The organism is Streptomyces sp. NPDC050423 (assembly GCF_040655445.1).
GTDB lineage: Bacteria > Actinomycetota > Actinomycetes > Streptomycetales > Streptomycetaceae > Streptomyces.
In genome coordinates this window covers 1-14,873 of record NZ_JBFAJY010000049.1, presented here as the reverse complement: position 1 = coordinate 14,873, position 14,873 = coordinate 1, and the positions used below count along the sequence as shown (strand labels likewise).

Annotated in this window: 9 protein-coding genes and 1 pseudogene; 9 read left to right on the top strand and 1 reads right to left on the bottom strand. The window is 71.2% G+C overall.

Features of this window, described 5'->3' with window-relative positions:
* Positions 1-39: 39 nt before the first annotated feature.
* The 8 genes from AB0I52_RS28875 (at position 40) to AB0I52_RS28840 (ending at position 14,207) form a co-directional block, all read left to right on the top strand.
* On the top strand, positions 40-6,738 hold the full coding sequence (locus AB0I52_RS28875; RefSeq protein ID WP_363077510.1) for a beta-ketoacyl synthase N-terminal-like domain-containing protein: 6,699 nt from the start codon (positions 40-42) through the stop codon (positions 6,736-6,738).
* 610 nt (positions 6,739-7,348) lie between these two features.
* A complete protein-coding gene (locus AB0I52_RS28870) occupies positions 7,349-8,548 on the top strand; it encodes an ATP-binding protein (RefSeq protein WP_363077508.1) in 1,200 nt (399 codons plus the stop codon).
* On the top strand, positions 8,545-8,943 hold the full coding sequence (locus AB0I52_RS28865) for a roadblock/LC7 domain-containing protein (RefSeq protein ID WP_363077506.1): 399 nt from the start codon (positions 8,545-8,547) through the stop codon (positions 8,941-8,943). Before AB0I52_RS28870 ends, AB0I52_RS28865 begins: the two co-directional genes overlap by 4 nt.
* Positions 8,940-9,329, top strand: a complete 390-nt coding sequence (locus AB0I52_RS28860) for a DUF742 domain-containing protein (RefSeq protein ID WP_363077504.1) — start codon at positions 8,940-8,942, stop codon at positions 9,327-9,329. Before AB0I52_RS28865 ends, AB0I52_RS28860 begins: the two co-directional genes overlap by 4 nt.
* Entirely contained in the window at positions 9,304-9,909 is a 606-nt protein-coding gene (locus AB0I52_RS28855; protein WP_363077502.1) for an ATP/GTP-binding protein, read from the top strand. Before AB0I52_RS28860 ends, AB0I52_RS28855 begins: the two co-directional genes overlap by 26 nt.
* Positions 9,906-11,252, top strand: coding sequence for a cytochrome P450 (locus AB0I52_RS28850; protein WP_363077500.1), 1,347 nt, complete (start codon positions 9,906-9,908; stop codon positions 11,250-11,252). Before AB0I52_RS28855 ends, AB0I52_RS28850 begins: the two co-directional genes overlap by 4 nt.
* A 352-nt stretch (positions 11,253-11,604) precedes the next feature.
* Positions 11,605-12,861 (top strand): tryptophan dimethylallyltransferase family protein, encoded by a 1,257-nt coding sequence (locus AB0I52_RS28845; RefSeq protein ID WP_363077498.1) that lies wholly within the window; start codon positions 11,605-11,607, stop codon positions 12,859-12,861.
* A complete protein-coding gene (locus AB0I52_RS28840) occupies positions 12,834-14,207 on the top strand; it encodes a tryptophanase (RefSeq protein ID WP_363077496.1) in 1,374 nt (457 codons plus the stop codon). The genes AB0I52_RS28845 and AB0I52_RS28840 overlap by 28 nt, the downstream gene beginning before the upstream one ends.
* Before the next feature lie 120 nt (positions 14,208-14,327).
* Here the strand turns inward: AB0I52_RS28840 and AB0I52_RS28835 are convergent.
* Positions 14,328-14,542: pseudogene (locus AB0I52_RS28835) on the bottom strand (IS1380 family transposase); the annotation flags it as partial.
* A 2-nt stretch (positions 14,543-14,544) separates the two neighbouring features.
* Between AB0I52_RS28835 and AB0I52_RS28830 the strand changes: the two are divergent.
* On the top strand, positions 14,545-14,781 hold the full coding sequence (locus AB0I52_RS28830) for a hypothetical protein (protein ID WP_363077494.1): 237 nt from the start codon (positions 14,545-14,547) through the stop codon (positions 14,779-14,781).
* Positions 14,782-14,873 lie beyond the last annotated feature (92 nt).

Genomic DNA, 14,873 nt, shown 5'->3' with positions numbered 1-14,873 from the left:
CCGCCCCCGGCCTCCGCCCTGCCGTGAAGTGAGACCCTCATGCGTTTCGAACCGATCGCCGTCGTCGGCCGGGGCTGTGTGCTGCCCGGCGCGCTCGACCCGGACACGTTCTGGGAGAACATCGCAGCCGGCCGCATGAGCCTGTCGGCCGCCCCGGCAGACCGATGGCGGCTGCCGCGCCGATGGGCCATGGGCTCGGTGGACGACCACCTCGACCGCACCTGGACCGATGTCGGCGGTTACGTCCACGGGTTCGAGGCCGTCTTCGACCCGGGCGGCTTCCGGCTCGCTCCGGAGCGGATCGCCTCGCTGGACCCGCTCTTCCACTGGGTGCTGTACGGGGTGCGGCAGGCGCTCGCCGAGGCGGGCCGCGAGGGCCCGCTGCCGCGCGGGGGTCTGGTGCTGGGGAACCTGTCGTATCCCACACCCGCCGGGGCGGCCTTCGCCGAACACGTCTGGCTGTCCGCGCAACGGCCCCCGCTCCGTGACGCCCTGCTGACGGGTGAGCGCCGAGTGCGCCCCGACGCCCGCAACCGGTTCTCCTCCGGTCTGCCCGCCCGGCTCGCGGCCCGCGCGCTCGGGCTCGGGGCGGGTGCTTGGTCCCTGGACGCCGCCTGCGCGTCCTCGTTGTACGCGATCAAGCTGGCGTGCGACCGGCTGCACGACGGCACGGCCGACCTGATGGTGGCCGGTGCGGTCAGCCGCCCCGATCCCCTCTACCTTCACGTGGGGTTCTGCGGGCTGTCCGCGACGAGCCGCACGGGGCGCAGCCGTCCCTTCCACCGGGACGCGGACGGGCTGGTGCACGGTGAGGGCGCCGGGTTCGTCGCTCTGATGCGGCTGTCCGAGGCCCGCGCCGCCGGCCTGCCCGTGCTCGGTGTGATCCGCGGCGTGGGGCTGTCCAACGACGGGCGTGGTTCCGGGCTGATCAGCCCGTCGGAGGAGGGCCAGGTACGGGCCGTACGCCTGGCGTACGACGTGGCGGGCGTCGCTCCCGAGTCGGTGTCGCTCATCGAGTGCCATGCGACGGGGACGCCGGTCGGGGACGCGGTGGAGGCGCGCGGCATGGCCCGGGTCTTCGGGGCGGGTGACGACGTGCCCATCGGTTCGGCGAAGTCGAACATCGGGCACCTGCTGGCCTCGGCGGGCGTGGCGGGGCTGCTGAAGGTGCTCGGTGCGATGCGTGCGGGGGTCCGCCCGGCGACCCTCGGCGCGGAACGGCCGCTGGACGTGCTGGCGGGCACGCCGCTGCGGGTGCTGACCGCGCCGGAGGAGTGGGTGGGGCCGCGCAGGGCGGCAGTGAGCGCCTTCGGATTCGGCGGGACCAACGCCCACGTGGTCGTCGACCCTCCGGACGACGCTCCCCTGTCCGCCGTCCCCCGGCCGGCACGCGGCCGGGTGTCCGCCGTACGGCGTGGCGGACCGGCCGCCCATGCGCCGGCCCCGGATCCGGCACTCGGCGCGCCGGGCGCCCGTACACCGGTGGCGATCGTCGCCGTCGGTGCCCGGGTCGGCGAGGGAACGTCTGCTGAGGACTTCCGCCGGGCGGTGCTGGGCGGTGAACGGCGCGGTCCCGTCGCGGAGATCGCCGTGGAACTGACGGACCTGTGCTTCCCGCCGCTGGCCCTGGAGCGGGCCGTGCCCCATCAGCTACTGGTGCTGGAGGCGGCCCGGGAAGCCGTACGGAAGGTGCGCCTGCCCCGCGAGCGGACCATGGTGGTCATCGGAATCGGGGTGGACCCCCAGGTGGCCCGCGCGGGTGCCCGCTGGCGGGTGCCGTTCTGGCTGGAGGAGTCGGGGGTGCCCGTCACCGGTCCGACGGCGGCTGCCGCTCGGGAGGCGTTCGCTCCCCCGATGACGGCGGAGGGGGTGGTGGGCAGCATGCCGAACCTCGCGGCGAACCGCATCAGTACCCAACTGGATCTGGCAGGACCCGGGTTCACGGTGTCCGCGGAGGAGGCGTCCGGGCTGGTCGCGCTGGAGATCGCGGCTCGGGCCATCCGGTCGGGGGAGGCCGACGCCGCTCTCGTCGGTGCCACCGACCTGTCCTGCGAGGCGGTCCACCGGGCCGCCCTGCGGGAGCTCGGTCGCGAGGGCGGGCCCGGGGACGCGGCCGTCGTCCTGGTCCTCAAGCCCCTGGACGCCGCGCGCAGGGACGGCGACACCGTCGTCGCCCTGCTGGACGAGGACGAGGGGGACGCTGACGAGCCCGACGTGGTCATCGGCGACGGCCCCGACGCGGTGTTCGATCCGGCGTCGGCGTTCGGGCGTGCTCATGCCGCGTCCGGGCTGGTCTCCGTCGCGGTCGCGGCGCTCTCGCTCCAGCACCGCGCGGTCCCCCGTCCGGGCGGCCCCGCGGACACCGCGGCCGTCGCCCACACCGCGCGGGCCGTGGTCACACCGCTGGAGGGGCCGGCCGCGAGCGTACGGCTGCGCGCGGGTGACGCCCGGCCATGGCTGCGGGGCCCGGCTCCGCGCCTGCACGTCTTCTCCGGGGCCGACCGCAAGGAGGTGCTGGCCGCGCTGGACGCCGGTACGGAGTCCTCGGCCGGCCCGGCCCGGCTGGCGCTCGTGGTCGACGGCGACACCACGCCGGCGGACCGCAGGGAAGCAGCCCGCCGCTGGCTGACGGAGGGTGGGATCCGCCCGGCCGACGTGCTGTACCGGGACGGGCCGGTCACCGGGCAGACCGCCTTCGTGTACACGAACGGCTCGGCCGCCTACCCGGGAATGGGCCACGAGCTGATGCTCGCCCTGCCGTCACTGGGCGAGGCTGTCCGGGAGGAGCACCGGGCGCTCGGTACGCGGCTGCGGTCCCGGGCGGAGCCCGGAGTGCTCGGCCAGATCTGGGCCGCCGCCGAGCTGGCCGTCTTCCACACCGTGTTCAGCCGTGAGGTGCTCGGTCTGCGACCGGACGCCGCGATCGGGTACTCCTCGGGCGAGTCGACGGCCCTGGTCGCGCTGGGAGCCTGGCCGGACGCCTCGGGGCTGTACGAAGCCACCCGGGACAGCGGTCTGTTCACGACCGGCCTCACGGGTGAGCTGCGGGCGGTCCGCCGCTACTGGCGGCGGCGGGGCATCCAGGGCTCCCGGTGGGCGAGTTACCTGGTGGGCGCACCGCTGGAAGCCGTCCGCGCGGAGCTCGCCACGGAGACCGCGGTCCATCTGATGGCGGTGAACGCGCCCGGGGTCTGTGTCATCGGTGGCGAGTCACGGGCGTGCGCGGCCGTCGTGGCCAGGATCGGCGCCGACCGGGCGGTCGAGCTGGACTACGACATGGCGGCCCATGCCCCGGAGTTGGCGGAGGTCCGGGAGACGTGGCGCGAGACCCACCGCCGTCCCACGGTCGAGGTGCCCGGGGTGCGGTTCTACAGCGGGGCCACCGGGCGGGCGTACCGGCCGACGGCCGAGCGGACCGCCGAGGCGATCACCGCTCAGGGACTCGGCACGATCGACTTCGCGGCCACGGTCGAGCAGGCGTGGGCGGACGGTGTCCGGGTCTTCGTGGAGCACGGGCCGCGGAGGCTGTGCACCGGCTGGATCAAGCGGGTGCTCGGTGACCGGGAGCATGTGGCCGTCGCGCTGGACGCCCCGGGGGACACCGGGCTGCGGCAACTGTGCATCTCGGTCGGCGAACTCGTCGTCGCCGGAGTGCCGGTGCGGGCCGACGCGTTGCTCGCCCGGCTCGCCGGGGCCGCGACGGAACTCCCGAGGCCCGGCCCCACCGTCACTGTTCCCGTGCCCCCGTCGCCGTGCCTACCACCCCTGGAGCCTGCTGTGACCGTTCTGCCCCGGGCCCCCGAGCTGGCCCGGGTACCGGACCGGGAATCCGGCCTGCCCACCGGCTCCGCCACCGCACCGGACCGGGAGTCCGGCCGCCTCGCCACCCCGCCGGCCACTGTTGCCGTGCCCTCCCCCGGCGCCGCGGGACAGCGGTCCCGGCCGCCTGCCGGAGGCGTCCGGGAGCCGGGGGCCGCAGGGGTCGGGGCCGCGGTCGCCCGGCAGAGCCTGCGGGCCGCCGCGCTGCACCAGGAGGTCATGGCCGCGCACGCCGAGACCCATCAACGGTTCCTGCGGGTGTCCGCGCTCGCCGTCACGGCGCTGACGGCCGTCGGCACGACGAGATCCGGGCCCGGCCCCGTTCCCGTACGGCCGCCCGGCCCCACCGCACCGCACCCGCCCACGGGGCCTCCGCCCCCGGCCTTCGTGCGTCCCGCGCCCCGTCCGCTGCCGCTGCCCGCTCCCCCGGCGGAAGCGGCGCCCGCTCCGGCCCCGAAGCCGGGGCCGACGTTCGACCGCGCCCAACTGGAGTACCTCGCCTCCCGCGAGATCTCCACCCTGTTCGGTCCGCGCTTCGCCGAGCAGGACGGATACGCGGTGCAGACCCGGATGCCCGAGCCGCCCATGCTGTTCGCCGACCGGGTCACCGGCATCGACGCGGTGCCCGCAGCGCTCACCCTGCCGGGTCCGGTCCGCACGGACGGGAGGATCTGGACGGAGACCGACGTCCTGCCCGGCAGCTGGTACCTGGACTCCACGGGGCGAATGCCGGCCGGCCTGCTGATCGAGGCGGGTCAGGCTGACCTGCTCCTGCTCAGCTGGCTGGGTGTCGACCTCCTCAACCGGGGCGAGCGCGCCTACCGGCTGCTCGGCTGCGAGGTGACGTTTCACGGCGGCCCGCCGGAAGCCGGCGACACCCTGTGCTTCGAGATCCATGTCGACGGCCACGCGGAGGCCGACGGCGTCCGGCTGGCCTTCTTCCACTACGACTGCTACGTGGACGGCGAGCTGCGGCTCAGTGTCCGCGACGGCCAGGCCGGGTTCTTCACCCCCGCGGAACTCGCCGGCGGCGGTGGTGTCCGCTGGGATCCCGCCGAACACGCACCCGGCGACGGCCTGCCGCTCGACCCGCCGGCCGTGCGCTGCGAATCGACCCGTTTCGGTACGGACCGGGTGCGAGCCCTGGCGCAGGGGCGGCCCGCGGACTGCTTCGGGCCCGGTTGGGAGGCGACGGCGGCCCACGTCCGCTCGCCCGCGCTCGACGAGGGCCGACTGCTGCTGCTGGACGAAGTCACCGCGTTCGACCCGGCCGGCGGGCCGTGGGGCCGGGGATATCTGCGCGCCGAGACCGCGTTGTCCCCGGACGACTGGTTCTTCACCGGCCACTTCAAGAACGACCCCTGCATGCCGGGCACCCTGATGCTCCAGGGCGGTCTCCAGGCGATGGCGTTCTACCTGGCAGCCATGGGCTTCACCGTCGACCGGGACGGCTGGCGCTTCGAACCGGTCGGCGAGCATCCCTCCAGCGCGATGTGCCGGGGCCAGGCGACCCCGGAGGACCGGCGGGTCGTCTACGAGGTGTTCGTACGCGGCGTCTCGGCCGGTCCGGTGCCGACGCTCTACGCCGACGTCCTCGGCTCCGTGGACGGGGCGAAGGCGTTCCTGGGCCGCGACATGGCGCTCCGGCTGGTCCCCGGCTGGCCGCTGTCGCACTGGCGGGACTCGGGCCCGCCCGCCGTGCAGGCCGACGGGGACCCGGTGCCGCTACCGCGGCTCGGCGGGCTGGCCGGGCACCGGGAGGAGAAGCCGGTGGCGGTGGCGGCCGACGGATTCCCCTTCGACTACGCCTCGCTGCTGGCGTGCGCCTGGGGCAGGCCGAGCGAGGCGTTCGGCGCCATGTACGAACCCTTCGACGGCACCCGCAAGGTGGCCAGGCTCCCCGGCCCGCCGTACCACTTCATGAGCCGGATCGTGTCGGTGGACGGCCCGCAGGCCGGAATGCGGGAAGGCAGCGTCGTCGGCGCCGAGTACGACGTCCCCGACCGGGCGTGGTACTTCGAGCAGAACGGTGGCCACGCCATGCCGTTCGCCGTCCTCATGGAGATCGCGCTGCAACCGTGCGGCTGGCTCGCCTCGTACGTGGGCAGCGCGACGACCAGCGAGACGGACCTGCTGTTCCGGAACCTCGACGGGTCGGGAACGGTCACCGGCGAGGTCACCCCGGCGACGCGCAGGGTCCGTACCAGGGCCGAACTGACGCGTGTCTCGCGCAGCGGAGACATGATCATCGAGTCGTTCCGGGTGACGTGCACGGCCGACGACGTGCCCGTGTTCGAACTCTCCACGGTCTTCGGTTACTTCCCTCGGTCGGCCTTCGACGACCAGCAGGGTCTCGCCACCTCGGTGGAGGACCGGGCCCGCCTCGACGAGCCCTGCGGCCTCACGGTCGATCTGACCGCCCGCCCCGCCCGCTACTGCGCCGGTGAACCGCGCCTGCCGGGCCCGATGCTGCTGATGCTGGACCGGATCACGGGTTACTGGCCGGACGGGGGAAGCGCGGGGCTCGGCCGGCTGCGGTCGGAGAAGGACGTTCGCCCGGACGCCTGGTTCTTCCGGGCCCACTTCTTCCAGGACCCGGTGCAGCCCGGCTCGTTGGGCATCGAGGCCATGTGCCAACTGCTCCAGTACCACCTGCTCGAACGCGGCGCGGCCGACGGCGTCCCCCACCCCCGGTTCGAACCCGTGCTGCCCGGCCGCGAGGCGGCCTGGACGTACCGCGGCCAGATCACCCCGGCCAACCGGCTGATCCGGGTGGACATGGACATCGTGGAGAGCGGCACGGACACACGGGGGCCCTATGCCGTGGCGGACGCGTCGCTGTGGGGCGATGACACGTGCATCTACCGGGTGCGGGGGCTGGGCATGCGCGTGGTGCCGGGGGCAGCGGGCGTGCCGTGACGCACGGCGTGCGGCATCCCGCGTACCTCAAGGACGGGCACTTCGGCGGCGTCAGGGGTGTGTTGCTCCGGGGGAGGTGGGCTGGTGAAGTTCCCCGGTGAGCTGGACAGGCTGCCGGCGGCAAGGAAGCCCAGACCGTGACGCTGCGGTCACATGTCCTGAGTCGCAGCTCGCGTCGCTGTCCGTAGCCCGGTCTCGAATCGGCCATCTTGTGCCCTGGGAACGCTTGTTGGCCGGATGGCACTCGCCCTGCTCTGTATCGCTGCGTCAGCCCGCTACAAGGCGAGATGCGCCGCAGAGCTGCAAGAACCCAGGTGCCACACGACTGAGCGGCATGGTGCGCGCACCGCCACTGTGGGCCTCCACCTCGCAGGCACACCTTCCTCACTGACATGAACATGCATTTCTCGCCAACGGGGCAACGACGTGGCGGCCTTGACAGAGCCTCATGATCGTCCGGTGATACGCTCGCGTTCACATGCCACGTGAGCTTTCGCCGTGGCATGGCTACAGCCAGGGGGGCTCTCCGGGCGGTGACGTCTGCCCACAGCCGAGGGTCCGCTTGGACAGATTTCGAGAGCTGGACTCCAGCCGCTCAATAGAGAGTCACATGACGAATTTTTGGCAGGATCCGACAGTCTGGGCGCTTGCCGTCGGCGTCGCTGTCGCCGCCACGGCAATCACTCGCCAGCGAAAAACGATCAAGGCGCTACGTCGTCAAAAGCAGGGCCTTCAAGGTGAGCTGACCGAATCGCAGGGCAGGGCCGCCGACCTCGAGTCCACCGTCACCGAGCTGCGCAGCGGCTACGACGAGGTGGTCCGCCAGGCCAAGGAAGAGGCGGAGGAGGCCACAAACACCGTACTGAAGTCGGCCATGCGGACCCTTCAAGGCCTCGCCGCGGAGCAGCAGCGGGCCATCTCCGGGCTGCAGAAGAAGTACGGCGACTCGGCCGTGTTGCGGGACATGCTGGAAATCGACCACATGAACTCGCAATTCAACCGGCGTGCGCAGTCCATTGCTGTGCTGTGCGGCGGCTGGCTCGGCCGGCAGCGGGAGGCTGCATCGGTCTATGACGTGATCCGCGGAGCGCAGGGCCGTATCCGGCACTACCAGCGCATCGAAATCGCCTCACGGGTCGATTTCGCGGTGACCAGCCGTGCCGTCGAACCGATCGCGCTGACGGTGGCCGAGCTGCTCGACAACGCGACCAGCTATTCCGAGCCGTCCACCATGGTCGAGGTCGAGGTGCGGACGGTGCCCCGGGGCATCTGCATCGTGATCGACGACGCCGGTGTCGGCATGAGCGAGGAAGAACGGACGAACGCCACCGCTCTGCTGTCCAGCGGGTCCGCGGTGAGCGTTTCGGAGCTCGGCAACCCTCCCGCCTTCGGTTTCGCGGTGATCGGTGCCCTGTGTGCGCGGTTCGGGTTCACGGTCGCCATCGACAGCACCTCTCCCTACGGCGGCGTCCGCGCGGTGGTGATGGTGCCGAAGGAGTTGTTGACCGAGATGCCCGAGCCCAAGACGCCCGCTTCCACGCAAGAAGTCAATGCCGCTGCCGCGAGCCGCGGTTCGGCTCCTGCGGCAACAGAGGGCGGGCTGCCCCGGCGACGGAACAAGCGCGCCATGGCGCTCGTGCCGGACAGCGGCCGCAGGTCTGATGAAGCGCCGCCGGCCCGGTCAGCAGAGGCACGGGTGGCGGCCATGGGCGCATTTCAGCGTGGCACTCTCAGCGGTCGAGGTGCGGGGGTACCGGCCGCCGAAGGTGATACCGCTGCCGATTCACACGAAGGATTCGATGCCCCGTGAGCGACGAACTGTCCTGGATGCTTGAGGACGCGCTGCAGATTCCGCATGCTCTCCACGCGGTCCTGATATCTGCCGACGGCCTCCAGATGTCCCGTACTGCGGAGATTGACAGGGGCGATGCCGACAAGGTGGCCGCCGCCGTCTCCGGCCTGCAGTCGCTCAGCCGCGCCGTCAGCTTCTTCTGCGGTGAGCACGGAGCGAACTGGCGCCAGACCCTCATCGAGTTCGACGGGGGCTGGGTGTTCCTGAACGCTGCGGGCGGCGGCAGCTACCTCGCCGTGGCGGCGTCGGCCGAGGTCGACATGCAGGACATCACGTACCGGATGCAGCAGCTGGTCAGCCGGCTGGGAAAGGCGATGTCGACCGGCCTTCGCGGCGACACGGTCACCTCATGACGGAACCCGGTCGTCCCGAGCCCGAGTTCGTGTCCGAGGCCGGAGAACTAGTCCGGCCCTACGTCATCACCCGTGGCCGTGACCTGATCGATGAGGACGAGTTCGCCCTCATCACTCTCGTTACGACGGCCACCGACGAGCAGCAGCGCCCCCAGCGGCTCTCGCCCGAGGAGCAGCAGATCCTGGAGATGTGCTCCAGTGGCTACCTCTCGGTCGCGGAGATCGCCGCGCACTCCCAGCTGCCGCTCGGGGTGGTCAAGGTGCTGCTCAGTTCCCTCGCCGAGGGGGGCTATCTCGTGACCCGGGCGCCGGTGCCCTCGGCCCGTCCCACCAACAAGGCCTTGCTCAAGGAGGTGCTCGATGGCCTCAAGGCTCTCTCTGTCTGAGGATGCCTACGTGCCCAGCGGCGCACAGCAGACTGCAGTGAAAATCCTGGTCGTCGGGCATTTCGCCGTCGGCAAGACCACCCTGATCGGCTCACTTTCCGAGATCACGCCGTTGTCCACGGAGGAGCGGATGACGACGCTCTCGGAGCGCGTCGACGACCTCAAAGGGGTTCAGGGAAAGACCACCACCACCGTCGCCCTGGACTTTGGCCGGCTGACGCTGAGCGAGCGCATCGTTTTGTATCTGTTCGGCTCCCCCGGACAGCAGCGCTTCGTGAGTCTGTGGGACGACACGGCCCGCGGAGCGCTGGGCGCCCTGGTCCTGGTGGACCCCGAGCGCCTGGCCGACTCCTTCGACGTCATGGATCTGGTCGAGAGCTACGGCCTCAACTTCGCCGTGGCCATCAATCACTTCGACGGCAGTACGGTCCACACCCCGGAGGAAGTCCGGGAGGCACTCGACCTGCTGCCCGACACCCCCGTCGTCACCATCGACGCACGCGACGAGAAGTCGTCCGTCGACGCCCTGATCACCTTGGTCCGCTATCTGCACGAGCGCGCCGACCTGGAGCACGCATGACATCCCCCTCTGTACCTCCGCCCGGCTGCCCCGCACACGGCAGCGGGCAGCGCATACCCCTGGACAGCGCGGAGTTCGCTGCCAATCCGCACGCGTACTACCGCTACATGCGCGAGCTCGGCCCCACCGCTCCGGTCACCATCGCCCCCGGCGTGGAGGCGACGCTGGTGACCGATTACAACGCGGCTCTGGAACTGCTGCAGGATTCGACGACCTTTCGCAAGGACTCACGCCGCTGGCGTGCACTGGCTGAGGGCTGCATCCGCCCCGACAGCCCGGTCCTGCCGCTGCTGGCCTACCGGCCGAACGCGATGTTCACCGACGGCGCCGAGCATGTGCGGCTGCGGCAGGCCATCACCGACTCCTTCGCCCGCGTCAGCAACAAGCGGCTGAACCGGATCGTCAGCCAGGCAGCCCAGTTCCTGATCAACCAGTTCAGCGCCCGCGGCAGCGCCGACCTGCTCCGCGACTACGCCCAGCAGCTCCCGCTGTACGTGTTCAACGAGCTGTTCGGCTGCCCGGCAGAGATCGGTGACCGGGTGCTGTTCGGCATCTCCGGCATGTTCGACGGAGTCAACGCCGAGGCGGCCAGCCAGGTCCTGCTCGGAGCGGTCAGCGAGCTGGTGGCGCTCAAGCGCGCCCAGCCCGGGGAGGACATCACGTCCTACCTGATGCAGCATCCGGCGCAGCTGAACGATGAGGAACTGGCGCACACGCTGGTGTTGCTCCTCGGTGCGGGCGGCGAGCCGGAGGGCAACCTGATCGGCAACGCTTTCTACACGATGCTGACCAACGAGGAGTTCGCGCGCCTGGGGCAGTTCGACAAGGCTGTGGACGACACTCTGTGGCGCAATGCGCCGATGTCCAACTATGCGCCCCATTACCCGGTGGTCGACACGGACGTGGCCGGCGACAAGGTGCGCGCCGGTGACCTGGTGCTGGTGTCCTTCGGCGCCGCCAACACGGCGCTCGCGGACCGCGGTGCCGACACCCGCGGTCACCTCGCCTGGAGCTCGGGCCCGCACGCCTGCCCGTCGAAGGAGCCGGCCAGGCTGATCGCCCTGACGGGCCTGGAGACGCTTTTCAACGCCCTGCCCGACGTTGAACTCGCCGTCCCCGCGGACAGCCTCGCCTGGCGGCCCGGCCCCTTCAACCGGGCCCTGGCCTCCCTGCCCGTCCGGTTCAGCGCAGTCACCCCGCGCGCCGCGGCCGCACCGGAGCCGACGGCCGTGCCCCGCTACCAGGCACCCCCCGTCGCGGCCGCACCCGCGCCCGCGGCGCCGCAGCCCACCGGCAAAGCGGGGCGCTGGAGCAGCTTCATCAACTGGCTGACGGCCCAGTAGCCCACACCCCCTGTGATGCATGTGACACAGGCAGTTGAGGTAGCCTGCATGAAAGATCAACTTCCTGGGTAGGACGGCGCGGAGTGTCTGGAGTGACACAAGATGAAGGAGAGGTAGTGGATCTCGCAAGCATCTCCGCGCCCCCATCCGCGAGCGCCCGACCGGGCCCACAGCGCACCACCCCCAGCAGACGGAACCCGTGCGGGGGCGGCGACCCCGACCAGCCGCAGGACCGAATACCCGCTGCTCCCGGCAGCGGACTGGCCCTCGTCGCCTCCCTTGTCGGCGGAGCACGTCCCCGCACTCCCGCACCGTCCAGACGCGTTACGCGCCACGACGTGCGAGGCACACCATGACCTCCCGCCCGGGCCCCGGCATACCGGCAACCAGCCCCGGTGGGACGACGCTCGGCGACCACGTACTCGGTCAACTGCGGCGCCTGGGCGCCACAGTGGGTCTGAGCGAGGCGGACACCGAGCTGTACGGACAGGTCCTGATCGACTCCCTCGCAGGCGCCGCCCACCGGCCGCTGTCCCTGCCGCCGGCCTCGCCCACCTTCCTCTCCGATGACCACACCCCCGTCGAGTTCTCCCTCGCCAGCGCTCCGGACGCCGCCCCGGCCCTGCGAGTGCTCGTGGAGCCCGGGTGGGCCCACAGCGACATGGCCGACAGCGGCCGCGCCGGGCTTGCGGCCATCCGCGCAATGGGCGCCCGCTGGGGCTTCGCCACCGACCAACTCGACGCCCTCGCCGACCTGTTCTTCCCCGCTGCAGCCCAGGGCCCCCTGGCCCTGTGGTACGCGCTCGATCTGCGCGCCGGAGGGGTCCCAGGGGTCAAGGTCTACCTGAACCCCTCCGCCTCCGGCCCGGAAAGCGCGGCCCGCACCGTGCACGAGGCACTGCGGCGGCTCGGCTACGGCCAGGCCTTCGAGCAACTGCCCCCGGCGGCCGGCTATCCGTTCCTCGCTCTGGACCTGGGCGCCTGGACGTCCCCCCGCGTCAAGGTCTACGTGAGACACCCGCGCATGTCAGCCGATGACGCCTGCGCGCTCAGCCGTACCTCCGGAGCCACAGCGGCCGACATCCGCCACTTCTTCCACGCGGCCGCGGGCTCCCTCGCGCCGTCCGAGCGCGGCGGAAACGACACCCTGCGACTGGTGCGGCGGCCGGCGCTCACCTGCCACTCCTTCACCGAAGGCGACAGCAACCCGAGCGGCTTCACGCTCCACATTCCCGTTCGCGACTACGTGCGCGATGACGAAGAGGCCCTCGCCCGCGCCACAGCCCTGCTGACCCGGGCCGGCACGGACCCCACCGTCCTGAACCGAAGTCTGGGAGCCCTCACACAGCGAACCCTCGCCGACGGCGTGGGGCTGATCGCCTACCTGGCCCTGGTGTACGAGCGCAACCGGCCGCCCCGGCTCACCGCCTACCTGAGTTCCGAGACCTACCGCGTCCGGCCGCCGCAGGAGCAGCACCCGCGGGGCACCTGGATGCCTGCGCAACGCACCCAGAGGGTCCCGGACCTCGGGCACCAGGCCGTCGGCCACGTCAGCCCGCACACCGCACAGAAGGAAGTCACATGGAGCCCTACCGCATCAAGGTCGTAGAACCTCTTGCTTTCACCACCCGGGAGGAGCGCGAGGCCGCGCTGACGCGGGTCGCCTACAACCCCTTCGATCTGCGGGCCGACGAAGTCACCATCGACCTGTTGAGCGACTCCGGGACCGGTGCCATTTCCGCAGACCAGCTCGCCGCAGGAATGCAGGGCGACGAGTCCTACGCCGGCAGCCGCTCCTTCTACCGGTGGCACGAGGTCGTCTCCGAACTCACCGGCTACCCCCACATCCTGCCGGCCCACCAAGGCCGCGCGGCCGAGCGCATCCTCTTCTCCTCGCTGCTGCGGCCTGGCACGAGTGTGCTGTCCAACACGCACTTCGACACCACCCGCGCCAACGTCGAACTGACTGGCTGCACGGCGTACGACCTGCCCTGCGCCGAGGCGAAGGACCTCGACAGCGACTTTCCGTTCAAGGGCAACATCGACCTGATCGCCCTCGAACAGGCCCTGGAGAACGCGGACCGGACGCCCGTTGCGGCCGTGCTGATGACCATCACCAACAACGGTGGCGGGGGCCAGCCGGTCAGCATGGACAACCTGCACCGCACCGCCGAACTGTGCCGCCGTCACAACGTGCCGATGATCCTCGACGCGGCCCGGTTCGCGGAGAACGCCTGGCTGGTGACCCAGCGCGAACCCGGCTACGCCGACCGCACCCCGCGCCAGGTCGCCGAGGAAGCCTTCCGCCTCGCCGACGGCTGCGTCATGAGCGCGAAGAAGGACGGGATCGTCCACATTGGCGGCTTCATCGGTCTGAAGGACGCCGAACTCGCCGAGCGGTGCGGGGGTCTGCTCATTGCCACCGAAGGATTCACCACCTACGGCGGTCTGTCCGGACGTGACCTCGAGATGATGGCGCGCGGCCTCCTCGAAGTGACCGAGCCGGCCTACCTCGCCGAGCGTGCCGACATAGCCGCCTATCTCGCCGCACGCATCCGCGAGGCCGGCGTCGACATCGTGGAACCCGCCGGTCTGCACGCCCTCTACGTCAACGCCGGGCGCCTCCTGCCCCACATCCCCCCGCACCAGTACCCCGGCACCGCACTCGTCTGCGAGCTCTACCTGCGCGGAGGCATCCGCTCGGCGGAGCTGGGGTCGCTGTACCTCGGTGAAGAGGACGAGCACGGCAACCCTGTCAAGACGGCGCCCTACGAACTTGTACGGCTGGCTCTCCCCCGACGGGTCTACACCCGCAGCCACTACGACCACGTTGCCGCCACCCTGGCAGATATCGCGAAGAATCCTGAATCGGTCCGTGGCTACCGGGTTACGGGTCAGTCCCCGATCCTCCGACACTTCAGCATCAAACTGGAGCCCGTGAAGTCCGGCGACTGATCAGCACTCTTCGTTCGTTACGACGCGAGCCCAGCCATCAAAATCCTGAAGCGGTGCAGATCTTTCGGCTGTACCGGTCCAGCGACAGTGCGGCGGCCACGGGAAGGCCCCACCCTGGTGGTGGATTCCGTCGGTGATGGTCATGCCGACGGAATACGACAGCCACTGCCCCCGGCTTGGAGAGCCAGTCGAGGAAGGCGTGGGTCCCGCCGGCGGAGTCGGTGCGGATCAGAGTCTTCCGTCCCCGCCTCAGGTGCTTTGGGCAGTTGGGCCAGGGCGAGTTGGGTGGCCTCGATGTGATCACTGGCGGAGTCCGCGCCGGGAGCGGACCGCGGGTATGCCGCTGATCAACGGACGTAGGGTCCTTCTGAGCGGCCCCGATCGATACCGCCAGGAGGAACAGCGAGCTCGTGCCCTGCTCTTCGTGGCGGCGACCAGGGCACGGGACGAGCTGATCGTCACCTGGCACGGCCGGGCAAGCCGTTACCTTCCCCGGCATGCCGACCGCGACGCCGGCCGTGCGTCGTCCCTGCTGCTGGATGACGGTGCGCCGTCGGGTTCGAACGCGGCCTGACACCGTCACCAGGCCGCCTGGCTCTGCTGGGACTCAACCTGCTCAGCCTGGAGGCGGCTCCCGTCACCACGGGGCGGATCGCGGAGCTGACC

What these genes read in the sequence shown, in the direction of transcription:
- AB0I52_RS28850 (WP_363077500.1), top strand. Translation starts at nt 9,906, where the DNA reads ATGACATCCCCCTCTGTACCTCCGCCCGGCTGCCCCGCACACGGCAGC.
- AB0I52_RS28875 (WP_363077510.1), top strand. Translation starts at nt 40, where the DNA reads ATGCGTTTCGAACCGATCGCCGTCGTCGGCCGGGGCTGTGTGCTGCCC.
- AB0I52_RS28860 (WP_363077504.1), top strand. Translation starts at nt 8,940, where the DNA reads ATGACGGAACCCGGTCGTCCCGAGCCCGAGTTCGTGTCCGAGGCCGGA.
- AB0I52_RS28840 (WP_363077496.1), top strand. Translation starts at nt 12,834, where the DNA reads ATGGAGCCCTACCGCATCAAGGTCGTAGAACCTCTTGCTTTCACCACC.
- AB0I52_RS28870 (WP_363077508.1), top strand. Translation starts at nt 7,349, where the DNA reads ATGACGAATTTTTGGCAGGATCCGACAGTCTGGGCGCTTGCCGTCGGC.
- AB0I52_RS28845 (WP_363077498.1), top strand. Translation starts at nt 11,605, where the DNA reads ATGACCTCCCGCCCGGGCCCCGGCATACCGGCAACCAGCCCCGGTGGG.
- AB0I52_RS28830 (WP_363077494.1), top strand. Translation starts at nt 14,545, where the DNA reads ATGCCGCTGATCAACGGACGTAGGGTCCTTCTGAGCGGCCCCGATCGA.
- AB0I52_RS28855 (WP_363077502.1), top strand. Translation starts at nt 9,304, where the DNA reads ATGGCCTCAAGGCTCTCTCTGTCTGAGGATGCCTACGTGCCCAGCGGC.